The sequence below is a fragment of the Streptomyces capillispiralis genome, assembly GCF_007829875.1.
GTDB classification, from domain to species: Bacteria; Actinomycetota; Actinomycetes; order Streptomycetales; family Streptomycetaceae; genus Streptomyces; species Streptomyces capillispiralis.
Map to the genome: position 1 here is coordinate 3,427,149 of NZ_VIWV01000001.1, position 22,859 is coordinate 3,450,007.

A 22,859-nucleotide genomic window follows, 5' to 3' on the forward strand; every position below is an offset into this window, starting at 1 on the left:
AAATGCCCCTCAGTCCCATTCCAGGCCGCCGCGCCGCCATACGTACGCGTACGCGACGAAGACGGTGAGCACGAAGAGCAGCATCTCCACGAGCCCGAAAAGCCCCAGGGCGTCGAAGGTGACGGCCCAGGGGTAGAGGAAGACGATCTCGATGTCGAAGACGATGAAGAGCATCGCCGTCAGGTAGTACTTGATGGGGAAGCGCCCGCCGCCGGCCGGCGTGGGGGTCGGCTCGATCCCGCACTCGTAGGCCTCGAGCTTGGCGCGGTTGTACCGCTTCGGACCGATCAGCGTGGCCATGACCACGGAGAAGATCGCAAAGCCTGCCCCGAGGGCTCCCAGTACGAGGATGGGCGCATACGCGTTCACCGCTCCTCGCTCCTCTCAGTCGGCACTGACTGGCGGTTTCCGTTGGACTCACATCCGCCCCATCGGTCCCGCGAACCACGCCCGCCCCGGCGAAGATCGAGAACATGTGAAGCAGGTCACAAGCCCAACCGCTCCGCATCTTATGCCCGTGGGTCTGTGATCTGCGACACGGGGTATTGCACAAGCTTTGTGATCTCCACCACCTAACGAACGATCATGAAGTCGGATGAGCGGCGATCTTCACACGCGAAGCGTTCGCCCGATCACCAACCGTGACATTTTACCTCGTCAGTGCAGCTCAGAAGGGCCGTCTCAATATCAAGACAGTTCCCGTGCATGCAAATTGGCGCTGGAACCGATCTCTTGATAGAGGGACGTTCACACATCAGAGGGGGTCCGGGGCGGGATGTGGACGTGTGCACGCGTTCACGAAGTCCCGGCGTCGCGATCCGGCCGTCGACCGCCCGTCGATCGACCGGCCCCCGGAGCGCGACGGGGTCGCCCGACGCGGCGGGGCGGGTAATCGTTCCGTGACCTCCGCCACATTCACGAGGGCCGCCCGAGAGGAGGGATTGGCCAATCACCCCAACCGGTGGTAAGCGCGGGGCAATTCGGACGTAACGATGAAAGTACGTGATCACGGGCCGATCACGGGCGCCCGCTATGTCCGTTACGGCGTCAATAAAGAACGACACGCCCGGGATTCGGGCCCTCGGTTGAACAACTGTGGCGCAGCACACGTTTCTTGAAGATATGAAGCAGCCCCTGGTACCGGTTGTTCCCATGTCCCACACCGCTCACATACGCAGCCACCGGAAACCCCGCCGCACCGCGTCCTCCACGATCGCGATGCGCGCCGGAGTCGCCGGTGGCGTCCTCAGCACCCTGGCCGTGGCCGGGGCGTCGGGTTCGGCGAACGCGGCCGAGCCGGTGACGCAGACTCTCGAACTGCCCACCTTGACGGCAGACCTGGCCGCCCAGGTCGCCCAGTCCGCGGACGCCACCCAGCAGGCGGCCGCGAACTACCAGCTGCGGGCCGAGCGTGACACGGCCGCCGCCGAGGCCGCCAAGGAGGCCAAGGCGGACCTCGCCGAGGCCAAGAAGAAGGCCGAGGCGAAGAAGAAGGCCGCCGAGGAGGCCCGCAAGGCCGCCGCCGAGCGTGCCGCGCGCGACGCCGAGCGCGCCACCCTCTCCGCCTCCGCCACCACCACGACGGCGACCGCGTCCGCGCCGGCCGGCGGCAGCGTCGCGACGGTCATCGCCTTCCTCCAGGCGCAGGTGGGCGACGCCTACGTCATGGGCGCCTCGGGCCCCAACGCCTGGGACTGCTCCAGCCTGGTCCAGGCCGCGTTCCGCCAGGTCGGCGTCGACCTGCCGCGCGTCTCGCAGGACCAGTCGATGGTCGGCACCGACATCCCGCTGTCGCAGATCCAAGTCGGCGACATCCTGTACTGGGGCGGCAAGGGCTCCGCGTACCACGTGGGCGTCTACATCGGTAACGGCCAGTACCTGGACGCCGCCAACTCCGCCAAGGGCGTCGTGATCCAGGACCTCTCCGGCTACCCGGCGTCGGGTGCGGTCCGCGTGCTCTGAGCCGAGCCGCCACGGACTGAAGGGCCGCTGCCTCCCGAGGCGGCGGCCCTCCGTCGTGCACCGCGACGTTCTCAAGGGACTTCGGGGACTCCCCCGGGGGGCAAGATCGCCCGATTGTCCCGATCGTCCCGCATCCGGGGCGTGTTGCCGACGCCGCCCGGCGCCGGCGGAAGGCCGCGCGCCCCCGTGAAGGCCCCGTGACGGCCCTTCACGCCCCCCGCGCAGACGCCGACGGCCGGAGTCCGTCCCCCGGACTCCGGCCGTCCACAGCGCCGCTCACGGCGGCCCGCGTCAGGCGGCGGTGCCGCCGGTGTGCCGCGCGCCGCGCCGCAGGAACAGGAACAGGCCCGCGCCCAGGCCCAGCGCCAGCAGCGCCGCCCCGCCGATCAGCGCCGCCCCGCCGGCGCCGGTGGAGGCGAGCCCGCCCCCGGTGACGTCACCGGACGTACCGCTCGCGCCGGACCCGGAGGAACCGGACGTACCACCGGACCCGGAGGAGCCGGACGTGCCGGAGGAACCGGAGTCGCCGTCCTGGCCGGGGCCGGGCGGGGCCGTGCCGCCGGAGGTGCCTCCGTCGGTCTGGCCCGTGCCGCCGTCGGTCGACCCGTCGGAGCCGTTGAGCACGATCCAGGCGGAGTCGTTGGCGTGGTCGGACTCGAAGGGGTTGCCCCACTCCGGCAGCGCCACCTCGGCCTTGGCGCCCTCGACGACCCGGTCGACGCGCAGCTCGAACGGGAACGTCAGCTCGGCGTCCTCCAGCAGCGGGGTGCTCACCCAGCAGAGGTAGCCCTCCTCGCCCCCTTCGAGGGTGGTGCTCCGGCAGCCCTCCGGGAGCGCGGTGACCGTCGCCCCCTCCGGGACGCCCACCGTGAACCCGATGGGCTCACCGCCGGAGCGCAGGGCGCTGATCCAGGCCGGCCCGTTGTTGCGGAAGCCGATCTCCGCCGTGACGGTGTCACCGGCCTCGGCGTCGACCGCGGCGCCGGTGAGCTCCAGGTCGTAGGTGTTGGTCGTGGGCAGGTCCACGTCGGCGTACCGGGAGTACTCCGCGGGTTCGGCGTCGGGGACCTTCCTCAGCCTCAGGTCCGCCCCGGTGCCCGGCCGGTAGTCCTTGGCCGCGCGCAGACCGGCCGCCTCGCTCGGGCCGACGGCCGTGAACGCGTAGGTGAAGATGTCGTGCAGGGCGAAGTCGGCGGTCCGCACCCTCAGCGGCTCGGTCAGCGCGTACGCCGTCCCGGCGTCGATGGTGTCGGGGAACGTGCAGAGGACGTCGGTGCCCTGGTGCAGCAGGGGGCCGGTGGTCACCTCGGCGTAGGAGCAGTTGCCGTACGAGTCGGGGAAGGACACCCCGCGGGAGCCGTGGAGGCGCAGCACCGCGCCCTCGGCGGACATGCCGCCGGCGTTGCGCAGGCCCACGGGCGCCCGGTAGATGTCGCCCGCCCGGTAGTCCCCGGGCAGCGGGAGTTCGTGGTTCAGGAACTCGGGGCCGCCGACGAGCACGTCGACGGTGAGCGGCGTGAAGTCCAGCCCCTCGCCCTCGCCGGTGACGGTGATGCTGCCGAAGTCCCCGGCCTCGCTGTCCTCGTCGATGTCGAGCCGGATGCCGCCAAGCCGGTTGTACCGCTCGCCCGCGTACAGCTCGCTGCCGGTGCAGACCGCGACGAGGCCGTCGGCGGCGCACGGAAGCTGCACGGAGGCGACGCCCGCCAGCGCGGTGGCGTCGATGCGGACCGTGTAGTCGCCGGTGAAGACGGGCGGGATGACGCCGTCCCCCTCGAACTCCTCACCGGGGGCGTTCAGCCGCAGCATGACCTGCGGCTCGGAGGGGTCCCCGTTGTCGGACTCCAGTGAGAGGCCGACCCGGTCCTCGCCGGTGATCGTCACGGGAAGGGGTGCGTCGTCGGCCTGCGCGGTGCCCGCGGCACCGGCCGCGACCAGGAGCGCGGCGGCGGCCAGCCCCAGGGTTCCGAGCGGGCCTAATCGCCGGCTCGCCTGCTGTGTCATGGAAGGCTCTTTTCGTCGTACGGGACGTACCCGAGTGGCTACGTCCCGTACGACACCGACCAAAGTAGAACAGTTGTCCACGAGTCTGTTACGCGATGGTCACGACGGACCGTCCGGCCGGGCCGGTCACGCCTTCGGTGCCACCTTGGTCAGGCCGTTGATGATGCGGTCCATCGCGTCGCCGCCCGTCGGGTCGGTCAGGTTGGCGAGCAGCTTGAGCGTGAACTTCATCAGCAGCGGGTGCGTCAGTCCGCGCTGGGCGGCGATCTGCATGACCTTCGGGTTGCCGATGAGCTTCACGAAGGCGCGGCCGAGCGTGTAGTAGCCGCCGTAGGTGTCCTTCAGGACGCGCGGATAGCGCTGGAGGGCGATCTCCCGCTGGGCCGGGGTGGCCCGCGCGTGAGCCTGCACGATCACGTCGGCGGCGATCTGCCCGGACTCCATGGCGTAGGCGATGCCCTCGCCGTTGAACGGGTTCACCAGGCCGCCCGCGTCGCCGACGAGCAGCAGCCCGCGGGTGTAGTGCGGCTGGCGGTTGAAGGCCATGGGCAGCGCGGCGCCGCGGATCGGGCCGGTCATGTTGTCCGGGGTGTAGCCCCAGTCCTCCGGCATGGAGGCGCACCAGGCCTTGAGTACCTCGCGCCAGTCCAGCTCCTTGAAGGAGTCGGAGGTGTTGAGCACGCCGAGGCCGACATTGCTCGTGCCGTCGCCCATGCCGAAGATCCAGCCGTAGCCGGGCAGCAGCCGGTCCTGCGGGCCGCGCCGGTCCCACAGCTCCAGCCAGGACTCCAGGTAGTCGTCGTCGTGGCGGGGCGAGGTGAAGTACGTACGGACCGCGACGCCCATCGGGCGGTCCTCGCGGCGGTGCAGCCCCATCGCCAGGGACAGCCGGGTGGAGTTGCCGTCGGCGGCGACCACCAGCGGGGCGTGGAAGGTGACTTCCCGCTTCTCCTCGCCGAGCTTGGCCTTCACCCCGGTGATGCGGCCGGTGCGGTCGTCGATGACCGGCGCGCCCACGTTGCAGCGCTCGTACAGGCGGGCGCCCGCCTTCTGGGCCTGCCGGGCGAGCTGTTCGTCGAAGTCGTCGCGCTTGCGGACCAGGCCGTAGTCGGGGAAGGAGGCGAGATCCGGCCAGTCGAGCTGGAGGCGGACGCCGCCGCCGATGATGCGCAGGCCCTTGTTGCGCAGCCAGCCGGCCTCCTCGGAGATGTCGATGCCCATCGACACCAGCTGCTTCACGGCGCGCGGGGTGAGGCCGTCGCCGCAGACCTTCTCCCGCGGGAACTCGGTCTTCTCCAGCAGGAGCACGTCGAGTCCGGACCGGGCCAGGTGGTAGGCGGTGGTGGAGCCGGCTGGCCCCGCGCCCACGACGATCACATCGGCGGTGTTGTCGGAGAGGGGCTCGGTCACGGCGGGATCTCCCCAAGTTCGAAATCTGCGTGCCGACCGGCACTGGACACGGGCAGTCTATTCAGCAGCATTGATCACCCGGCTGAAGGGCTGCCCCGTGAACCGAGCTCTCCCCGCTGTACGGCTGCGCGTACCCACCCACGAGGACGCGGTCGTCTGGCACCGGATCTTCGACGACCCGGACGTCATGGAGTTCCACGGAGGCGCGTCGGCGGAGCTGTCGGTCTACGAGGAGCTCACCGCACGCCAGCGCCGGCACGACGCCCAGCTCGGCTTCTGCCTGTGGAGCATGCTCGACGAGTCGGGGCGGGTCATCGGCTTCACCGGCGCCCAGCCGTGGGAGAACGACTGGGGTCCCACGGGCGAGATCGAGATCGGCTGGCGGCTGGCGCGCGAGCACTGGGGCAAGGGCTACGTCACCGCCGCGGCCGTCGAGACGCTGGAGCGGGTGCGCGCGACGGGCCTGAAGGGCGTGGTGGCGATGGTGGACGCCGGCAACTCCCGCTCGATAGCGGTCACCCGGCGGCTCGGCATGCGCCTCGCCGAGACGTTCACGGCGCCGGTCTCGCGCCGGGAGGGCCACTGCTACCGGCTGGACCTCTGACACCCATCCACCCCCGTCACACACGGTAACCAATTGTCACGGAAAGCCACTTGGTGCTTCCGGCGGCCCCCGCGCGGGACTACCCTGCCGGTACCGCTGGGGGGTGACATCCGTGCGCAGGACGCCCAAGGGACCCGAGACACCCGACGTGCGCGTGCCGCGCCTGGTCGGCCTGATGGCCGTGGACGCGCGCGAGTCGGCCCGCGCGCGGGGCCTGTTCGTCGACGCGCCGGACCGGCCGGACTTCGCTCTCGTCGTCGTCGACTACGTCGTGCGCCAGTACCCGCAGCCCGGCGCCGAGGTGCCGCGGGACTCCGTCGTCCACGTGTGGTTCGACTTCGGTGAGGGCGAGGGCGGCGGAGGGGTGCGCGAACCGCGCGGACCCGCGCCGCCCGCCGGCGGGCTCCGGCGGGAACTGGAGGAGCCGCCCGCCGCCGCGGTGCTCCTCAGCTCTCCTTGAAGCCCCGGTGCAGCGCCACCACACCGCCGGTCAGGTTCCGCCAGGCCACCCTCGACCAGCCGGCGCCCCGCAGCCGCTCGGCCAGCGCGGGCTGGTCCGGCCAGGCGCGGATCGACTCGGCGAGGTAGACGTACGCGTCCGGGCTGGACGACACCGCGCGGGCGACCGGCGGCAGCGCGCGCATCAGGTACTCGGTGTAGACGGTGCGGAACGGCGCCCACGTCGGATGCGAGAACTCGCAGATGACGATCCGCCCGCCGGGCCGGGTCACCCGGCGCATCTCGCGCAGCGCCGCGTCCGTGTCCTGCACGTTGCGCAGCCCGAAGGAGATGGTGACGGCGTCGAACACGTCGTCCTTGAAGGGCAGCCGCGTCGCGTCGCCGGCCGTGAACGGCAGCCAGGCGTGCCGCTTCTTGCCGACCTGGAGCATGCCCAGCGAGAAGTCGCACGGGACGACGTAGGCGCCGGTGCGGGCGTACGGCAGCGAGGAGGTCGCCGTGCCGGCGGCCAGGTCGAGGACCTTCTGCGCGGGCCGCGCGTCGAGCGCCTTCGCGACCTCCTTGCGCCACAGCCGCGCCTGCCCGAGGGACAGCACGTCGTTGGTCAGGTCGTACCGTTCCGCGACGTCGTCGAACATCGAGGCGACTTCGTGCGGCTGCTTGTCCAGGGATGCGCGGGTCACCCGCCCATTCTTGCAGCCCGCCCGCCCGGCAGCAGCGTCGGCTTCCTGCGCGCGGCGACGTCCTCGACCCAGCCGCACGCGAGGACGAACCCCGCGATCAGCAGCCAGCCGACGGCGAACAGGAACCACTGGCTCTCCAGCGGCAGGTACGCCGCGAACGCGGGCACCTCCCAGAACCGGTCGATCAGCGGCACGGCCAGGATCAGCGCCAGTTCGTGCCAGAGGTAGACCGTCACCGCCCGCGCGTTGAACACGGCCACCAGCCGCGAGCGGGACGGGCGGTCCGGGACCCACTTCCCCGCGTACAGCAGCAGCGTCACGAACCCGGCCGACCAGAAGGCCTGCGCGAGCGGGTTGTCGTCCAGGTCGTAGGTGCCGCCGTACGCGGACCGGTGGGCCAGGGCGTACCAGCCGCCGTGGGCGAGGGCGGCGAGCGACGGCAGGACGACGGCGAGGGGGCGCAGCCGGGCGAGCACCCCGTCGTGGTGGGCGAAGCCGAGGAGCCAGCAGAACAGGAACGTCGCCAGGTCGGTGAGGGCGCTGCCGAGCCGGCCCTCCGGCGGCTGCCACCCGTACGTGAGCAGGACGACCGGGACGAGCGACAGCGCCAGCACCACGAGCGGGGACAGCCGGAACACCCGCAGCAGCAGCGGGGAGAGCAGCACGAACCACAGGTACGTCCGCAGGTACCAGACGATGTCCCAGGCCTGCTCGGCCCAGGCGCTGCCCGGCGGATCGCCGAGCGGCACGATCCAGTACACGATCCGCCACCCCGGCATCCACCCGTGCACCAGCATCGCGGTGACGACGAAGAAGCCCCAGAACCAGAACGGCGGCAGCAGACGGCGGACCCGGCCCCGGACCACTGTGAGCGCGGGGCGCCGCAGCGACCTGGCCATCAGGGTGCCGGCCAGCCCGAACATCACCCCCATCGACGGGAAGACCAGGCTCGCCCAGGCCCAGCCGAAGACGTGGTACGCGACCACCCGGACGAGCGCCACCGCGCGCAGCACGTCGAAGTACCCGTCACGGCCTGCCGGGGCCGCCGGTGCCGCCGGGGCCACCGGGCCCGTCGGGGCCACCGGCTCCGGGTGCACGGCGGTGACGGCCCGTACGGCCCCCTTGCGGTGCGCCCCCATCAGCCGCCCGTCCCCGACGGCATCCCGACCTCGCCCGTCCGCTTCAGCTTCTGCCAGCGCAGCCGGCCGCCGGTCAGGGCGGTGACACAGGAGTGGATGAGGACGAGGTACATCATCTGCCGGTACGCGAGCTGCTGAAGCGGCATCATCAGCAGGTACCGGTACTTCTCCCGGTCCAGCCGGAAGGCGTACGCGGCGCACACCAGCTGCACGCCCAGGACGGCGCACCAGGCCAGCAGGGCGGCCTTGAAGTCGACGAAGAGCATCGAGTACGCGGTGAACACGTCGATGAGCGGCGCGAACACCGGCGTGACCACCTGGAAGAGCACCACCAGCGGCATGCCGACCCGCCCGAACCGCCCCGAGGGCCCCTTGTCCGTGAGGGAGCCGCGGTGCTTCCACAGCGCCTGCATGGTGCCGTACGACCAGCGGTAGCGCTGGGACCACAGCTGCCGCAGGGAGCGCGGGGCCTCGGTCCACGCGCGGGCGTGCTCCTCGTAGACGACCCGCCATCCCGCGCGGTGCAGCGCGATGGTGATGTCGGTGTCCTCGGCGAGGGTGTCCTCGCTCATCCCGCCGGCGTCGAGCACCGCCCCGCGGCGGAACGCGCCGATCGCGCCGGGGATGGTCGGCATGCAGCGCAGCAGGTCGTACATGCGCCGGTCGAGGTTGAAGCCCATCACGTACTCGATGTGCTGCCAGGCGCCGATGAGCGTGCCCCGGTTGCCGACCTTGGCGTTGCCCGCGACGGCGCCCACCGCCGGGTCGGCGAAGGGCTGCACCAGGCGGCCCACGGTGTCCGGTTCGAAGACGGTGTCGCCGTCCATCATCACGACGATGTCGTGCCGGGCGGCGCGGATGCCGTTGTTCAGGGCGGCCGGCTTGCCCGCGTTCTCCTGCCGGATCACCCGGACGTCGGGCAGGCCGAGCGCCTCGGCGAGTTCCGCCGTGCCGTCCGTGGAACCGTCGTCGACGACGACGATCTCGATCGGGTGGGTGCTCGCGGCCAGCGACCGCAGGGTGTTCTCGATGCACTCCTTCTCGTTGTACGCCGGGACGATCACGCTGACCGGCCGGGTGACGGGCGGTCCCCAGCCGAAGCGGCGTCTGTTGCGCTGCCGGTGGTGGCGCCGGGCGAGGACGAGCATCAGCCCGAACCGGCCCATGACGGCCACGCCCACGACCACCAGGCCCACCGAGAGCGCGGGCACCGTCCACTCGGCGACGGCGACGGCCGCGACGAGCGCCTTGCCCACGTAGAGGGTCGTGCCGGTGGCGGGGTGGTGGGAGGCCTGGAGCACGTCGCCGGTGCCGGACGGGGCACCGGCGGCGGGCCCGCCGGTTCCGGATCCGCCGGCGGGCTGCTGCTCCTGCTGCTGCTCGGCCAGGGCGCCGCTGACGGTGGTGAAGGTGTACCCCTTCGCCCGCATCGTCTCGATGTACTTCGGCAGCGCCTCCAGGGTCTGGGTGCGGTCGCCGCCGGAGTCGTGGAAGAGCACCGAGGTGCCCTCCCCGTCCTCCGGGGTGGCCCCTTCGACGATCTTCGCGACGCCCGGTTCCTTCCAGTCCTCGCTGTCGGTGTCGATGAAGACGCTGGTGTACCCGTCCTCGCCGAGCTGCTGGTAGACCTGCCAGCTGTAGTTGTCGACGGCGTCCGTCTTCGAGGAGTACGGCGCCCGGAACAGCGTGCTGGTGATCCCGGCCGCGCCCGCGAGCGCGAGCTGGGTCTGCTCCATCTCGCGGGTGACGCGGGAGGCGCTCTGGTACGACAGGTCGACGTGCGTGAAGGTGTGGACGCCGACCTCGTTGCCCTGTTCCACCAGGTCCCTCACGATGTCGGGGTGGCGCGACACCATCGAGCCGACCACGAAGAACGTGCCGGGTACGTCGTACTCCTCCAGGACCTCCATGACCTTCGGCGTCCAGGTGGGGTCGGGACCGTCGTCGAAGGTGAGCACGATCGTCCTGTCCGGGACGGAGACGGTCTCGGCCTGCCCGCCGGGGAAGGTGAGGATCGGGCCGCCTTCGAGGATCTCGTCGGGCACGTCGGAGGCCGAGGCCCCGGAGCGGACCCGCTGGTCGTCGCCGACCTCGGCCCGCAGATAGCCGTCGAGCAGCATCACGCAGGTCAGGGCGAGCAGGAGCAGCAGCGCGAGGAGCACGCGCGGCCGGTGCAGCGCGGCGGCCCGCCCGGCGGCGCGCTCGATCCGGGTGGGGGCGCGGCGCCGGCCGCGCGCGGGGGGCGCGGCGGTCATGACGTCGCCGAGGGGGCGGGGGCGGCGGTGGCGCCCGGGGTGCCGGCGGGCGGGGACGGCGGGGTGCCGGTCGGGGCCGCCCCGTTCCCCGGACCCGCGCCGCCGGGGCCGGCCTGCCCCCGCGCACCCCCGAACGGCAGCAGCGAGGCCGGTGTCACCGAGGTGCCGACGCCCATGAAGGCCAGCCCCAGCACGACCGCGTACCCGGCGCAGACGGTTCCCAGGAGGAGGCCGATCCGGCGCAGCAGCCTGGCCCGGCGTCCGGAGGAGTCGACGAAGACGGGCCCTTCGCCGGGTCCAGCGGGGCGTTTGCGGCGTCGGCCGCGCACGGCGGCGCGGCGTTCGATGGCGGGATCGGAATGCATGGGCCGGACGGTAGAGGCCGTTGTGTGGGGAGAACCTGGCGCTTCCTGTGCGTCCGGTGTGGGACGGCCCCGAACCTCTGCGTCCGCTGAGAATCACCCGGGAACCGGCCGCACACCCTCAGGGGACGCACAGACCCGTGTGCCACGTTGGCCGTCCACCCGACGTCTCACGAACGGAACGAGCACGATGCGCGGTCCACTGAAGTCCGTTGCCGGGCTCGCCGTCCTCCCGGTCCTGGCCCTGGTCGCGGCCACCGCGGGTTGTTCCGCCGGGGGCACCGCGACGGACGCGGCCCCGGCGGACCCCGCCCCCTCGGCCTCGTCGACGTCCGCGCCGGTCACCGCGTACGCGCCGTACGTCAGTGCCGCCGCGGCCTCCGGCACCGACTCGGCGGGCTCCCCCACGACGTACAACCTGGCGTTCGTGATCTCCTCCGGCAGTGGCTGCACCCCGTACTGGAACGGCACCCAGGACATCGACGACACGACCGTGGCGTCCCGGATCGCGGGGCTCACCGCGTCCGGCGCCGACGTCCGCGTCTCCTTCGGCGGCGCCTCCGGCGATGAGCTGGCGGCCACCTGCGACACCGCGGCGGAGCTGGCCGAGGCGTACGGCACGGCGCTGGACGCGGCCGGCGCCACCCGCGCCGACTTCGACATCGAGGGCGACGACCTCACCGACTCCGCCTCCGTGGACCTGCGGTCGCGGGCGATCGCGCTGCTCCAGGAGGAACGCGCGGACCTGGAGGTCTCGTTCACGCTCCCGGTCATGCCCTCCGGGCTCGACGAGGACGGGCTGGCCCTGCTGGCCTCCGCGAACGACCACGGCGCCGAAGTCTCCACCGTCAACCTGATGACGATGAACTACGGCGAGTCCTACGCCGGTGACATGGGCGCCTACGCCCTCACCGCGGCCGCCGCCGCGAACACCCAGCTCCAGGACGTCTTCGGGCTGTCCGAGGAAGCCGCCTGGCGGGGCATGGCGCTCACCTCGATGCTCGGTGTCAACGACGTGGAGGGGGAGACGTTCACGCTCGCGGACGCGGCCGAGGTGCGCGCCTTCGCGGAGGAGAAGGGCATCGCGTGGGTGTCGATGTGGTCGGCGTTCCGGGACCGGGAGTGCGGCGAGGACGCCTCCGCGGACGACGCGTTGACCGATTGCAGCGGAGTGGAGCAGGAGGACGGGGCGTTCGGGGAGGCGTTCGCGGGGTGAGGGCCGCGCCGCTGCGGGTCAGCGCCGCCGGTACACCAGGCGGCCGCCCACGACGGTGGCCACGCACGTGGACGCGCCGTCCCGCACGAGGGCGTCCCGGTCGGGCACGTCGAACACCGCGAACCGCGCGGGTGTCCCGGCGCCGAGGCCCGGCAGCAGCACGAGGGGAACCGGGGAGAGCGCCGCCGGCCCGGGCAGCGCGGGCGGACGCCCCGCCAGGGCGAGCCCGGCCCTGCGCACCGCGTCCAGGGCCTCGCGGCCGCGCAGCTCACCGGCGACCGCGACCGTTCCGTGCGCCAGCATGCGCTGTACTCCGCGGCGTGCGCTGGCGCCCCGCGCGGACGGTCCGGCGGCCAGGAGCGCCCGCGCGCGCTCCCCGAACACCGGCTCGGTACCGAGCCGGTCCGCCTCGCGCGGGTCGGGGTGGTACGCCTGCTCCAGCAGTTCCGGACCGTAGGGGTTGAGCAGACCGGGCGTCAGGATGCCGGGCCACCGCCGCAGCCGGGCGTCCGGATGAGCGGCGGCCAGCTGTGCGTACGGGCCGACGGCGGCGATGTGCGCGCCGTCGACCACGACGGCGGCCTCGGGCGAGGCGTCGGCGGTGTGAAGGGTCAGCACGGGGACGTCAGTTGGAAGCCAGGAGCTTCAGCTCCGGGTGGGCCGTGCCGCCCTCGATGGCGGTGGAGGAGATGTGGGAGACCACCCGGTCGTCGACCGGGTCGTTCGCCGGGTCGTCGTGCACGACCAGGTGCTCGTACGTCGTCGCCCGCTGGGCCGGGACCCGCCCCGCCTTGCGGATCAGGTCGATGATCTCCAGCCGGTTGGAGCGGTGCTTGGCGCCGGCGGAGGAGACCACGTTCTCCTCCAGCATGATCGAGCCGAGGTCGTCCGCGCCGTAGTGCAGGGAGAGCTGGCCGACCTCCTTGCCGGTGGTGAGCCAGGACCCCTGGATGTGGGCCACGTTGTCCATGAACAGCCGGGCGATGGCGATCATCCGCAGGTACTCGAAGAGGGTGGCCTGGGTGCGGCCCTTCAGGTGGTTGTTCTCGGGCTGGTAGGTGTACGGGATGAACGCGCGGAAGCCGCCCGTGCGGTCCTGCACGTCCCGGATCATCCGCAGGTGCTCGATCCGCTCGGCGTTGGTCTCGCCGGTGCCCATGAGCATGGTGGACGTGGACTCGACGCCGAGGTTGTGCGCGATCTCCATGATCTCCAGCCAGCGCTCGCCGGACTCCTTCAGCGGGGCGATGGCCTTGCGCGGCCGGGCGGGCAGCAACTCGGCGCCCGCGCCGGCGAAGGAGTCGAGCCCGGCCGCGTGGATGCGGGTGATCGCCTCCTCGACGCCCACCTTGCTGATCCGCGCCATGTGCTCGACCTCGCTCGCCCCCAGGCTGTGGATGACGAGCTGCGGGAACTCCTTCTTGATGGCGGCGAAGTGCTTCTCGTAGTACTCGACGCCGTAGTCCGGGTGGTGACCGCCCTGGAACATGATCTGCGTGCCGCCCAGCTCGACGGTCTCCGCGCACCGGCGCAGGATGTCGTCGAGGTCGCGGGTCCAGCCCTTCGCCGTGTCCTTCGGGGCCGCGTAGAAGGCGCAGAACTTGCACGCGGTGACGCACACGTTGGTGTAGTTGATGTTCCGCTCGATGATGTACGTCGCGATGTGCTCCGTACCGGCGTACCGGCGCCTGCGCACGGCGTCGGCGGCGGCGCCCAGCGCGTGCAGCGGGGCGTCGCGGTAGAGGGCGAGGGCCTCTTCGGGGGTGATCCGCCCACCGGCGGCGGCACGGTCGAGGATGGGCTGAAGGTCGGCCTTCTCGGTCACCGGCGTCCCTTTCGTAAGGGTTGTGGACGGACTGATCCAGCGTACGCCAGGGGGTGTCGGCGGTTGTCGTCAGGCCGCGTAGGCGCCGATCAGCAGCCCCGCGAAGGCGCCGCTGATCAGGAACGGCCCGAACGGGATGGCCGTCTTGCGTCCCGCCTTCCGGGCGACGACCAGGGCACCCCCGTACAGCGCCCCGAAGACGAACCCGGCGAGGGTGCCGAGCATCACGGTCGGCCAGCCGTACCAGCCGAGGACGGCGCCCGCGCCGAGGGCCAGCTTCACGTCGCCGAAGCCCATGCCGCCCGGGTTGACGAGGAACAGCACGAAGTAGCCGGCGCCGAGCGCGAGCGCGCCCAGCAGGGCGGTGGTCCACTCCCCCGCGTGCTCGGGTGCGAGGGAGACGGGGCCGAGCAGGACGAGGGCGGCTGCGGCGAACGGCAGGGTGAGCGGGTCGGGCAGCCGCTGCACCCGGAAGTCGACCATCGCCAGCAGCACCCCGACCGGCGCGAGCAGCAGCCAGACGCCCAGCTCGGGCCGGGTGCCGGTGGCGGCGGCGAGGGCGGCGCAGACCAGCGAGGTCACGACGACGGGAACGGCGCCCGGCCCGTACGACGGCCCCGCGCAGGACCCGCACCGGCCCCGGCCGAGCCATCCCCCGACCGGGTGCCGCCCCGCCGGACACGTGGTGCGCCACTCCTCCCCCGGCGGGACGGAGAACCGGTACGCCGCCCGGGGCAGCGCCGCGCCGGCCGCCGCGCCCCACAGGGCGGCGACGACGATCAGCACGGCGTCCAGGTACGCGGTCATCCCGCCGCCGCGACCGCGTCGCGCCACGACGGCAGCAGCTCGTCGAGCAGCGCCTCGGTGCGCGGCGGCAGCCCGCGGGCGCCGCTGCGGCCGATGAGGTCGGCGGCGAGGGCGGTGAGCCGTGGGGGGTCGTCGAGGGAGTGGGTGGCGCGCAGCAGTTCGTTCCACAGCCGCTCGTCGGCCGGGGCGGTGCGCAGCGCGGCGTTCAGCGCCTCGATGGCCTTCTCCGCGCGGTTCTTCTCCAGGTGGAACGCGCAGAGCGCGAGCCCGGTGTCCGCGACGAGCAGCGGGAGCTGGGCGTCGACGATCTCGTGGGTGAGCCAGCGGTAGCGGCCCTCGGGCCGGTCGGCGAGCAGCGGCCCGCGCACCAGCACCAGCGCGTCGGTGAGCAGCCGGCCGCGGACGGCCCGGCTGTCGACGCCCTTGCCCTGGGTGGCCTCGTGGTAAAGCGACCGCAGCACGTCCAGGTCGGAGACGACGGACCGGGCGAGGGTGAGCCGCCCGGTGGCGTCCGTGCCGAGCCGGGGGGTGCCGTCGGGGTCGGTGCCGAGCCAGGCGCGCAGCCGCTCGATCAGCGCCTCGCGCACGTCGTCGGTGACGCCGCGCGGCCACAGCGCGGAGGACAGCACGCGCGGGTGCACGCCCTCGCGGTGCAGGAGCAGCAGCGCGAGCGCCTCGTGCAGCAGGGCGCTGCGCTCGCCGTCCGGGGTGTCGAGCCCGATGATCTCGTACGGTCCGACCAGGCGCGCGTACACGGCGGGCCGCCCCTGCTCGCTGATGTCGACGAGGAACGGCGGGGTGTTGGCGGGTCCGTCGGGGTCGCGGTCGGGGTCGGCGTCGACGAACAGCTCGACGACGGCGCGCTGCTGGGCGGCGGGCAGGAGCTGGGCGTCGAGTTCGAGGCCGAGCAGCGGGGCGAGCAGCTTGCCCTCGCCGGTGATCTCCATCTCCCAGGCGGCGCCGGGCAGATGGCCGCTGTCGGTGCCGACGAGGTAGCCGATGCCCAGGCGGCTCGCGTCGGCGGCGAGTTCGGCGAGGGTGACGGCGTCCTCGGCGGACGGCTGGGCGGCGAGCAGGACGAGGTGCGGGGCCCAACGGGTGTGCTGGGCGGGGCCGGTGCGGCCGGTGAGCACGGAGTCGTGCCCGGCGGCGCCGAGCGCGCCGCGCCGCTGCCGTGTCTCGGCCTCCATCGTCTCGATGAGCGCCTCGATGCCGTCGAGGTGCCGCAGCCGGTTGGGGGCGAGCGGGGCCAGGTCCTCGCCGAAGCCGACGAGGGTGATGGTCATGCGGTCCGACCACCCGTTGGTGGCCAGCTCGGCGGCGACGGAGGCGAACACGGCGGCCCGGTCGGCCTCGGCGCCGCTCAGCGAGACGAGGCCGGGGACCGACTCCAGGTTGAGCAGCAGCCGGGAGTCGTCCATGGTGCCGAGGCTGACGAGGCCCGGGTAGGGGGCGGCGGTGTCGACGTCCTCGTACCGGCCCGCGTCGTCCTTGGCGAGCGTCCAGAACGTCTCGTCCTGCCCGGTCCGCCAGGGCGCCGGCGGCTTCCCGGACGGCTGGGCGAGCTGGAGGTGCAGATCGCCGCCGCTGAGCCAGGCCGCGTAGACGGTGGGCAGCGGACGGGACTCGCGGGCCAGCGACGCGGCGAGCCCGCGCAGCGACCGGTCGAGCAGGCGTACGCCCTCGGGGTCGGCGCCGACCAGCAGCGCGTCCTGCACGTCCTGGGCGTCCCCGGCCGGTGTGGGCGGCTCCATCCCGCGCCGCCCGCCGATGCCGGCGAACGCCGACTGCCACAGCGCCTGCCGGCGGCGGTGCCCGAGCGCGCCGAGGAGGCCGGCGGCGAGCAGCGGCGCGGCGAGGAGGGCCTCGGGAAGACCGAAGGAGGACGAGTCGGAGGAGGAGCCGGCGGCGGGGGTGGCGTGCTGCCGGTCGGGCTGCCGGTGGCCGGCGTCGTCGGTGGCGGGCGCGGGCCGCTGCTCGGGCACGGACACCTGGGCGGCGCCTTCGCCGCCGCCCTGGGCGTGGTCGCCGGTCCTGGCGTAGTCGTCGATCTGCTGCCGCACCTCGGGCGAGACCTCGGGGGCCTCGTCGGGCATCTCCACGAGGTCGCCGCCGCGCGCGTCGCCGGGCATCTCCATGATCCAGCCGGGCCGGATGAGGCTGGCCTCGGAGAGCTTGGAACCGTCGGGCTGGGCGCGGTCCTTGTTGAGCTCGAAGATCTCCTTGTACCGGCGTCCGTCACCGAGGTGCCGCTCGGCGATCTCCCACAGGGAGTCGTGGTGGCGCCCCTCCGGCGGCTGGATCCGGTAGAACTTCGTGTCGCCCTGCTGCCGGGCGCTGCTGCCGCCCGCCGCTTCGGCGTGGGAGGCCTGCTCGGCGAGGGCGGCGGCGGCACCGGCGGCCTGCTCCTGCTGCTGGGCGAAGAGGCCGGGGGTCTGCTGGGCGGCGGCCACGGCGGGCCGCTGGTTCCCCTCCAGGCCCTGCCCGAGCTGGCTCAGTCCCGGGGTGAAGCTCGCCGCGGTGGCGCCGACGAGCAGCAGCGCGGCGACGAGTTGACGGGCGAGCAGCTGACTCGGCCCGGCCCCCGGCACCCGTCCCGGCACGCCCACGCCGGACAGGGCGGCCTTCATCTCCACGAGCACGCAGGCGGTGAACTGGGCCCAGGCGAGCCAGACCACGAAGGTCAGGATGCTCACGAAGGTCGAGACGGAGATGTCCTGCTTGAGCCATTCCATCGGCTCGAACGTGCTGGGAAGCGGCCACCCGGCCCATACCGCCAGCGCGAGCGGCACTCCGACGAGCAGCACGAGCAGCGCCACGAAGGCGAGGAACGCCTTGAGGAAGTCCCCGAACGTCCGCTGCCGCACCCGCACCGGCTGCGGCGTCCGGTTCCTCGGAGCCGTCGAGCTGGACGAGCTGGAACTGCGGCGTCGCGGCATGGCGGGAGTCCTGGGTGTGTGGGAGGGGAGTCACTTGGGCCTGGAGAGATCTTATTGACTCGCACGGACTCCGTCGAAGGCCTGTGCCGGGCCCTGTCGGGCCCGACGGTCGCCGCGGCATGTCCGCCCGCCACCGTCACGCCGGTCGCGGAAACCTGTCCGGCCTCCGGTGACCGCGAGCGTCCAGGAGGTCCGGTCAGCGACCGCTGACGCCGGGGCGGGGTTCGATCGTCCAGTGGTTGCTGCGCAGCAGCCGGCCGGCGAAGGTCACGTCCCGTTGGCCGAGGAGGGTGAAGCCGAGGGTGCGGCAGATGCCGTTGGAGGGCGCGTTGCCGACCGCGGGGAAGGCGTGGACGAGCCCCCAGCGGCCGTCCTCGGCGGCCATCCCGAGCAGCGTGCGCACGGCGCGCTTGCCCAGGCCCTGCCCCTGGTGGGCGGGCAGCACCATCCAGCCGATCTCCGAGACGCGCTGCCCGCCGTCGTCGTGGGACCGCAGTGTCACGGTGCCGGCGACGACGGACGGGGCGGCTCCCTCGGGGACGATCATCTTCGTCCAGGCGGTGTCCTCAGCGGCTCGGCGGACATCGTGCTCGACCTTCGCCCGCATGCCGTCGCGCGGCAGCGGACCGCCGAGGTCCCTCATCATGACGGGGTCGCAGCGCATCCGGACGTAGGCGTCGACGTCGTCGGGTGTGACATCCCTCAGCAGCACCGCGGACCCTTCTGCCGGTCATCGGACTTCCCGTGTGCGCACGCACTCGTTATTCAGTATGTCGGTGTCGGACGCCATCGGTGGTGCATTCGGAAATGCCCCCGAAGGCAAGGGGGAGAAAAGGGGAAAGGGGCGGGAAGCGGCCCGCCCCTCGATGGTGCCGGTGGACCCCGGACGGGGAAAGTCCGGGGCCCACCTCACGCGCTGTCAGTGAATGTCGGCAGCGGTGCTCAGACCGACGTGGTGTGCACGTGGCCGTCGCCCGCGATGCCGCCCGGGGTCACCGAGCCGCCGACACCGGCGCACACGGAGAGCGGGCCCACCTCGGCGTACGCGCCCACACCGGCGGAGCCACCGGCGGTGGTGACGGCCACGGCGGCGTCGAGGCCGGCGGAGACCGACTGACCGCCGGACACGGCGTCCAGGTCGGCGTCGGAGATTTCGGCCGTTTCGACCTGCGAGGCGAAGTTCATGGCTGGCCTTTCCATTCGTAGCAAGGAATGCAGCGGCGGGGAGTTCGCCGGACGCCCGGAACCGGGACTCACTCCGACGAGCCGTGCGCACTGATCAAAGCACGCATGCGAACAGCCGACCAGTGGCGCGCAGTTGACGCGCACTGCCTCAGCGTCACCGAATTCATCAGTGTGGCAATACGGTCACGGAATTCACCGCGGCCTTCACGCTACCCACCGGTTCACGGAGCCGGCGGCGACCGGCGGGCGCCGTTCCCGGCGACTGCTCACCGCACGCCGTGGGTTCCTCCCGGTTCAGGTCCCTTTCCGTACGACCTCGCGGTGAACGGTGTGCAGGTCCGAGGGATTTTTCGGGACGGCGCGCCGGTGACACTTCCGGGGGCGTCAGCCCACCTCGTTCTCCGCGACGGCCTGCCCGTGGACCACCACGTCGCCGCCGTAGAACATGCCCGTGAAGACCGGCGCGTAGGTCAACTGCACCTCTACTTCCACGGCTTGGGCGTTGGCGGCGACGCAGTGGGTGGCCGCGACGTCCGGGCCGGACAGGTCCATCTCCCGGGCGAACGCCTTCACCCGGGCGTCACAGTTCTCGTAGTTGATCGGCGCGGGGCCGCCCTCGTTGTCGTAGAGGGCCTCGCGGTCGATGTCCTGGGCGGCGTAGCGCGCGGCCTGCTCCGCGATGTCGGCCGCCCGCTCCCGCTTGGAGATGGACATGCCGCCGTCGATGACGAAGGCCGACAGGGAGAGGAAGACGAGCGCGAAGACGATGACCGCGCCGGCGCCCGAGCCGCGGTCGTCCAGGCGCCCACGGCGGTCCGACAGCCAGCTGTGGATGCGCGCGCTCACGCCGTCCTCCGGTACGGGTCCAGCGGGGAGCTGAAGCTCGCGGACAGGGTCGTCGGGATGTCCAGGCCCAGCATGGCGAGCCCCCGCACCTCGCAGCTCACCTCGACGGTGAAGAAGGTGTCCGGCTCGAAGCCCGGGCTGGTCTGACGGACGGTCACCGGACCCGCGCAGACGTCGTCCAGGTTCGCCTCCGCCGCCGCACGTGCCTCGGCCATCGCCGTACCGTGGTCCTTCTGGATGGAGCCGGCGCGCGCCGCGTCCCGGGCGGCGCCGTCCAGCGCGCCGCGTCCGTCGACCAGTTGCCCGAAGCCCACCAGCACCAGGATGAAGAGGATCATCACCGGCGCGAGGATGACCACCTCGACGGTGGACAGCCCCCGGTCCCGGTCCCGCTTCCGGTCCTGGTCGTGGCCGTCGGCCGGCGGGGTCCGTCCGCCGAAGACGGAGAGGTCCATCTAGTTCTCCCCCTCCTGCACGAACCGCTCCACCGGCCCCATCGACTCCGCGTGCACCGTCAGGTCCAGCCCGGGGAACACCGTCGGGATGCGTGCCGTGATCTCCACGCCCACCGTGTTCTGCTCCGGCTGGAGCATCCGCACGTCCGCACCCAGCACCAGCTGCGGTCCCAGTTGCCGGATGTAGCTGTCCACCACGTCCCGCGCCTCGCCGCGCCAGCCGCCCGGCTGGTCGTGGGCCGTCGCCCGCGCCTTGCGCGCGCCCGCCTGCGCCGCCGCCTGGGCGACGTGATCGGCGAAGAAGTACAGCGCGAACTGCACCGTGGCGAAGATCATGAAGAACAGGACGGGCGTGAGCAGCACGAACTCGATCGCGCTCATGCCGGAATCGCCGCGGGCGGAGGCGGCCTCCACCCGTCGGCGTACCCAGCGGCGTACGCGCACCGACATCCCCGTAGCAGCGGTGACCGCGGTCAGCAGGTCTTGCCCGCGTCCGCGCCCTTGATGCAGTCGCCGACCTTGTTGGCGCCCTCGCTCAGCGCGGCGTTGATGATGGCGGCCACGACACCGACGATCGCGACGACGACCGCGGAGATGATGACCCACTCGACGGCGGACGCGCCGCGGTCCAGCTCGCCGGAGCGGGCGCGCTCCACGCGGGCCCGCAGGAAGGTGACCAGGAAGTCCACGGCGGGGATGCCGGTGTGCAAGGTACGTCCGTTCATGACGCGTTGTCCTCTCGAATTCGGTTCACGGAAGGTCTGACGTACGGTTCACGGTCCGCGGTTCGCGCACCACCGGTCATGGAGCTCACACCTGGAACACCCGCATCGCCGCGGGGAAGATCAGGAACACCAGGAACCCCGCGCACAGCAGCAGCTGCGCCACGAGCATCGACTGGGACTTCTCACCCGCGCTGCCCTCGATCTCGGCGAGTTCGCGGTGCCGCATGGTCTCGGCGCGCGAGGCGAGGGACTCCCGCACCTTGGCGCCGTCGTCGGCGACCAGCGCCAGCGAGGCGGAGAGGTCCTTCAGCTCCTCCACGCCCAGCTCCTCCCCGAGCTGCCCCAGCGCCTGCCACTGGCTGATGCCGGTGATCCGGGCGTCGGCGAGGGCGTTGCGGATGCGGTGGGTGGCCCAGCCGTCGGACACCTCGGCCGCCGCCATCAGCGCCTCCGGCAGACCCCGGCCGCCGGCCAGGCTCATCGACACCAGGTCCAGGTACGCGCCGATCACCCGGCGCAGGTCGCGCCGCTTCTCGGCGGCGTCCCGGCGCACCTCCAGGTCGGGCAGGAAGAAGAACAGCGCCGCGCACAGCAGGGCGAGCCAGACCGGGATGATCGGGCTCCGGCCGACCCCGAGCGTGAAGACGATCGCGAAGAGGAACGGGCCGAAGAACAGGCCCGCGACCGCCAGCAGCACCTTGGTCGCCAGGAACTTCTCCCAGCTGCGGCCCAGCACCGCCAGGTCCGCCCGCAGCGAGCGCTGCTCCCAGCCCTGCTGCAGGTAGAACTCGGCGACGCGCGCGCCCACTTCGCCCCGCAGCGTGCCGAGGCGGCCGGTGTCCCGCTCCGTGCGCGCCGACTGGTACGCCGTCCCGCGCGCCCGCATCGCGTCGATGCGGGCGACCTGGGCGAGCGCACTGCGCTTGGTGGGCATCAGCGCGCGGACAAGGACGTAGATCCCCAGTCCGATGACCGCGCCGACGGCCACCGGCATCGTCAGGTCGTCACTCACCGGCGTACCCCCTCGTCCTGCGGAAGCGGCGTCTGTTGCGGCACGGCGGCGCCGGGATCGCGCGGCCGGACGAACTGGACCGCAGGCTCGTCGCGCACCAGGAAGCGTTCGGGCGTCTCGATGGTGGACAGCTTGCGCAGCCACCAGAAGCCGAGCGCGAACAGCCCGCAGACACAGGCGAGGACGAGTTGCCCGACCGGTGTGCCGTACGGCTCGACGAAATCGCGGTTGAAGACGGACAGGCCGAGGACGAACGCGATCGACACGGCGACGACGATCTGCACCGACCGCCGGGTGGAGGCGCGCTGCGCCATCACGCGCTGCCGCATGTCCACCTCCTCGCGCGCCGACTTGGCGAGCGCGCCGAGGACCTGCCGCAGACCCGGGCCGCGCAGCCGCGCGTTGAGGATGAGGGCGGCGACGATGATGTCGGCGGAGGCGTCGTCGATCTCGTCGGCGAGCTGCTGGAGCGCGTCGGGCAGCGGGGTGCGCGAGCGCAGCCGGTCGACGAGCGCGTCGAGGTGCGGGCGCAGCACCGGTGCGGCGGCGCGGGCGGACGCCGGGATGGCCTGCTCCAGGCCCACCGCGCCGGCGATGGTGTCGCGCAGTGACTCGGTCCAGGAGGCCAGCGCCTCCACCCGCCGCATCGCGGCCCGTTCCTCGGCGGCGCCGCCGAAGAGGCGGTCCCAGAAGAAGACGAGGACGGCGGCGGCGATGCCGGCGACCATCCAGCGGGTCAGCAGCAGCACGACGAGGCCGACGATCGCGGCGAGGGAGCCGCGCCGCCCGGCGAACCGGATCAGCTCGTTCGCGCGCTCGCCGGCCTTCTGCCGCTCGTGCTCGGGCTTGGCGGGCAGTCCGCGTACGGCGACGGCGAGCAGGGCGAGCCCGCCGCCGACGGCGACGCCGCAGGCGAGCGCGTACAGGACGGTGGTGGAGAACAGTCCGCCCATGGAGCCGAGCGAGCCGAG

23 protein-coding genes are annotated in these 22,859 nt (G+C 72.5%); 4 read left to right on the forward strand and 19 right to left on the reverse strand.

Annotated elements, in window-relative coordinates; translation table 11 throughout:
* Positions 1-9: 9 nt before the first annotated feature.
* A complete protein-coding gene (locus tag FHX78_RS14345) occupies positions 10-369 on the reverse strand; it encodes an NADH-quinone oxidoreductase subunit A (protein ID WP_030494815.1) in 360 nt (119 codons plus the stop codon).
* Between the two features lie 753 nt (positions 370-1,122).
* Here FHX78_RS14345 and FHX78_RS14350 point away from each other — a divergent pair.
* The gene (locus FHX78_RS14350) at positions 1,123-1,962 is read left to right on the forward strand and encodes a C40 family peptidase (protein ID WP_145867824.1); all 840 of its coding nucleotides are present in this window, start codon (positions 1,123-1,125) and stop codon (positions 1,960-1,962) included.
* Positions 1,963-2,253: 291 nt separating this feature from the next.
* Here FHX78_RS14350 and FHX78_RS14355 read toward each other — a convergent pair whose 3' ends face one another.
* Both FHX78_RS14355 and FHX78_RS14360 read right to left on the reverse strand, forming a co-directional pair.
* Positions 2,254-3,966 (reverse strand): hypothetical protein, encoded by a 1,713-nt coding sequence (locus tag FHX78_RS14355; RefSeq protein ID WP_145867826.1) that lies wholly within the window; start codon positions 3,964-3,966, stop codon positions 2,254-2,256.
* A gap of 126 nt (positions 3,967-4,092) precedes the next feature.
* Positions 4,093-5,376 carry a geranylgeranyl reductase family protein gene (locus FHX78_RS14360; RefSeq protein ID WP_145867828.1) on the reverse strand — a complete coding sequence of 428 codons (1,284 nt, stop codon included), beginning with the start codon at positions 5,374-5,376 and terminating at the stop codon, positions 4,093-4,095.
* 97 nt (positions 5,377-5,473) lie between these two features.
* Between FHX78_RS14360 and FHX78_RS14365 the strand changes: the two genes are divergently transcribed.
* Both FHX78_RS14365 and FHX78_RS14370 read left to right on the forward strand, forming a co-directional pair.
* On the forward strand, positions 5,474-5,980 hold the full coding sequence (locus tag FHX78_RS14365; protein ID WP_145867829.1) for a GNAT family N-acetyltransferase: 507 nt from the start codon (positions 5,474-5,476) through the stop codon (positions 5,978-5,980).
* Between the two features lie 112 nt (positions 5,981-6,092).
* A complete protein-coding gene (locus FHX78_RS14370; protein ID WP_268257174.1) occupies positions 6,093-6,440 on the forward strand; it encodes a PASTA domain-containing protein in 348 nt (115 codons plus the stop codon).
* Here FHX78_RS14370 and FHX78_RS14375 read toward each other — a convergent pair.
* The 4 genes from FHX78_RS14375 to FHX78_RS14390 are packed head-to-tail and all read right to left on the reverse strand — an operon-like array spanning position 6,427 to position 10,881.
* Positions 6,427-7,122: a demethylmenaquinone methyltransferase gene (locus FHX78_RS14375; RefSeq protein ID WP_145867831.1), complete on the reverse strand. Its 696-nt coding sequence runs from the start codon at positions 7,120-7,122 to the stop codon at positions 6,427-6,429. The genes FHX78_RS14370 and FHX78_RS14375 overlap by 14 nt on opposite strands.
* Positions 7,119-8,261: an acyltransferase family protein gene (locus FHX78_RS14380; protein ID WP_145867833.1), complete on the reverse strand. Its 1,143-nt coding sequence runs from the start codon at positions 8,259-8,261 to the stop codon at positions 7,119-7,121. Before FHX78_RS14380 ends, FHX78_RS14375 begins: the two co-directional genes overlap by 4 nt.
* On the reverse strand, positions 8,261-10,516 hold the full coding sequence (locus FHX78_RS14385; RefSeq protein ID WP_145867835.1) for a bifunctional polysaccharide deacetylase/glycosyltransferase family 2 protein: 2,256 nt from the start codon (positions 10,514-10,516) through the stop codon (positions 8,261-8,263). Before FHX78_RS14385 ends, FHX78_RS14380 begins: the two co-directional genes overlap by 1 nt.
* Complete coding sequence (locus FHX78_RS14390; RefSeq protein WP_145867836.1) at positions 10,513-10,881, reverse strand: hypothetical protein; 369 nt, start codon at positions 10,879-10,881, stop codon at positions 10,513-10,515. The genes FHX78_RS14385 and FHX78_RS14390 overlap by 4 nt, the downstream gene beginning before the upstream one ends.
* A gap of 187 nt (positions 10,882-11,068) precedes the next feature.
* Between FHX78_RS14390 and FHX78_RS14395 the strand changes: the two genes are divergently transcribed.
* Positions 11,069-12,094 (forward strand): chitinase, encoded by a 1,026-nt coding sequence (locus tag FHX78_RS14395; RefSeq protein ID WP_145867838.1) that lies wholly within the window; start codon positions 11,069-11,071, stop codon positions 12,092-12,094.
* A gap of 18 nt (positions 12,095-12,112) precedes the next feature.
* Here the strand turns inward: FHX78_RS14395 and FHX78_RS14400 are convergent, their stop codons facing one another.
* From FHX78_RS14400 to FHX78_RS14455, 12 genes are all read right to left on the reverse strand, one after another.
* Entirely contained in the window at positions 12,113-12,712 is a 600-nt protein-coding gene (locus tag FHX78_RS14400) for an imidazolonepropionase-like domain-containing protein (RefSeq protein ID WP_145867839.1), read from the reverse strand.
* Between the two features lie 7 nt (positions 12,713-12,719).
* Positions 12,720-13,919 carry a cyclic dehypoxanthinyl futalosine synthase gene (gene mqnC / locus FHX78_RS14405; protein WP_145867840.1) on the reverse strand — a complete coding sequence of 400 codons (1,200 nt, stop codon included), beginning with the start codon at positions 13,917-13,919 and terminating at the stop codon, positions 12,720-12,722.
* A gap of 69 nt (positions 13,920-13,988) precedes the next feature.
* Positions 13,989-14,726, reverse strand: a complete 738-nt coding sequence (locus tag FHX78_RS14410; protein ID WP_145867842.1) for a prepilin peptidase — start codon at positions 14,724-14,726, stop codon at positions 13,989-13,991.
* Positions 14,723-17,665 (reverse strand): BTAD domain-containing putative transcriptional regulator, encoded by a 2,943-nt coding sequence (locus tag FHX78_RS14415; RefSeq protein WP_145867843.1) that lies wholly within the window; start codon positions 17,663-17,665, stop codon positions 14,723-14,725. Before FHX78_RS14415 ends, FHX78_RS14410 begins: the two co-directional genes overlap by 4 nt.
* 196 nt (positions 17,666-17,861) lie before the next feature.
* Positions 17,862-18,377: a GNAT family N-acetyltransferase gene (locus tag FHX78_RS14420; RefSeq protein ID WP_145867845.1), complete on the reverse strand. Its 516-nt coding sequence runs from the start codon at positions 18,375-18,377 to the stop codon at positions 17,862-17,864.
* A 230-nt stretch (positions 18,378-18,607) separates the two neighbouring features.
* Positions 18,608-18,850: a hypothetical protein gene (locus FHX78_RS14425; RefSeq protein WP_145867846.1), complete on the reverse strand. Its 243-nt coding sequence runs from the start codon at positions 18,848-18,850 to the stop codon at positions 18,608-18,610.
* A 384-nt stretch (positions 18,851-19,234) separates the two neighbouring features.
* The gene (locus FHX78_RS14430; protein WP_145867848.1) at positions 19,235-19,696 is read right to left on the reverse strand and encodes a pilus assembly protein TadG-related protein; all 462 of its coding nucleotides are present in this window, start codon (positions 19,694-19,696) and stop codon (positions 19,235-19,237) included.
* Positions 19,693-20,151, reverse strand: coding sequence for a TadE/TadG family type IV pilus assembly protein (locus FHX78_RS14435; RefSeq protein ID WP_229923826.1), 459 nt, complete (start codon positions 20,149-20,151; stop codon positions 19,693-19,695). Before FHX78_RS14435 ends, FHX78_RS14430 begins: the two co-directional genes overlap by 4 nt.
* A complete protein-coding gene (locus FHX78_RS14440) occupies positions 20,152-20,601 on the reverse strand; it encodes a TadE family protein (protein WP_145867849.1) in 450 nt (149 codons plus the stop codon). It abuts the gene before it with no gap.
* A 23-nt stretch (positions 20,602-20,624) separates the two neighbouring features.
* Positions 20,625-20,876 (reverse strand): hypothetical protein, encoded by a 252-nt coding sequence (locus FHX78_RS14445; RefSeq protein ID WP_145867851.1) that lies wholly within the window; start codon positions 20,874-20,876, stop codon positions 20,625-20,627.
* An 85-nt stretch (positions 20,877-20,961) separates the two neighbouring features.
* Positions 20,962-21,870 (reverse strand): type II secretion system F family protein, encoded by a 909-nt coding sequence (locus FHX78_RS14450; RefSeq protein WP_145871961.1) that lies wholly within the window; start codon positions 21,868-21,870, stop codon positions 20,962-20,964.
* 14 nt (positions 21,871-21,884) lie between these two features.
* Positions 21,885-22,841 carry a type II secretion system F family protein gene (locus FHX78_RS14455; RefSeq protein WP_145871963.1) on the reverse strand — a complete coding sequence of 319 codons (957 nt, stop codon included), beginning with the start codon at positions 22,839-22,841 and terminating at the stop codon, positions 21,885-21,887.
* Positions 22,842-22,859: the final 18 nt, after the last annotated feature.

What these genes read in the sequence shown, in the direction of transcription:
- FHX78_RS14350 (WP_145867824.1), top strand. Translation starts at nt 1,123, where the DNA reads ATGAAGCAGCCCCTGGTACCGGTTGTTCCCATGTCCCACACCGCTCAC.
- FHX78_RS14355 (WP_145867826.1), bottom strand. Translation starts at nt 3,966, where the DNA reads ATGACACAGCAGGCGAGCCGGCGATTAGGCCCGCTCGGAACCCTGGGG.
- FHX78_RS14380 (WP_145867833.1), bottom strand. Translation starts at nt 8,261, where the DNA reads ATGGGGGCGCACCGCAAGGGGGCCGTACGGGCCGTCACCGCCGTGCAC.
- FHX78_RS14385 (WP_145867835.1), bottom strand. Translation starts at nt 10,516, where the DNA reads ATGACCGCCGCGCCCCCCGCGCGCGGCCGGCGCCGCGCCCCCACCCGG.
- FHX78_RS14390 (WP_145867836.1), bottom strand. Translation starts at nt 10,881, where the DNA reads ATGCATTCCGATCCCGCCATCGAACGCCGCGCCGCCGTGCGCGGCCGA.
- FHX78_RS14395 (WP_145867838.1), top strand. Translation starts at nt 11,069, where the DNA reads ATGCGCGGTCCACTGAAGTCCGTTGCCGGGCTCGCCGTCCTCCCGGTC.
- FHX78_RS14410 (WP_145867842.1), bottom strand. Translation starts at nt 14,726, where the DNA reads ATGACCGCGTACCTGGACGCCGTGCTGATCGTCGTCGCCGCCCTGTGG.
- FHX78_RS14415 (WP_145867843.1), bottom strand. Translation starts at nt 17,665, where the DNA reads ATGCCGCGACGCCGCAGTTCCAGCTCGTCCAGCTCGACGGCTCCGAGG.
- FHX78_RS14425 (WP_145867846.1), bottom strand. Translation starts at nt 18,850, where the DNA reads ATGAACTTCGCCTCGCAGGTCGAAACGGCCGAAATCTCCGACGCCGAC.
- FHX78_RS14435 (WP_229923826.1), bottom strand. Translation starts at nt 20,151, where the DNA reads ATGGACCTCTCCGTCTTCGGCGGACGGACCCCGCCGGCCGACGGCCAC.
- FHX78_RS14440 (WP_145867849.1), bottom strand. Translation starts at nt 20,601, where the DNA reads ATGTCGGTGCGCGTACGCCGCTGGGTACGCCGACGGGTGGAGGCCGCC.
- FHX78_RS14445 (WP_145867851.1), bottom strand. Translation starts at nt 20,876, where the DNA reads ATGAACGGACGTACCTTGCACACCGGCATCCCCGCCGTGGACTTCCTG.
- FHX78_RS14450 (WP_145871961.1), bottom strand. Translation starts at nt 21,870, where the DNA reads ATGCCGGTGGCCGTCGGCGCGGTCATCGGACTGGGGATCTACGTCCTT.
- FHX78_RS14455 (WP_145871963.1), bottom strand. Translation starts at nt 22,841, where the DNA reads ATGGGCGGACTGTTCTCCACCACCGTCCTGTACGCGCTCGCCTGCGGC.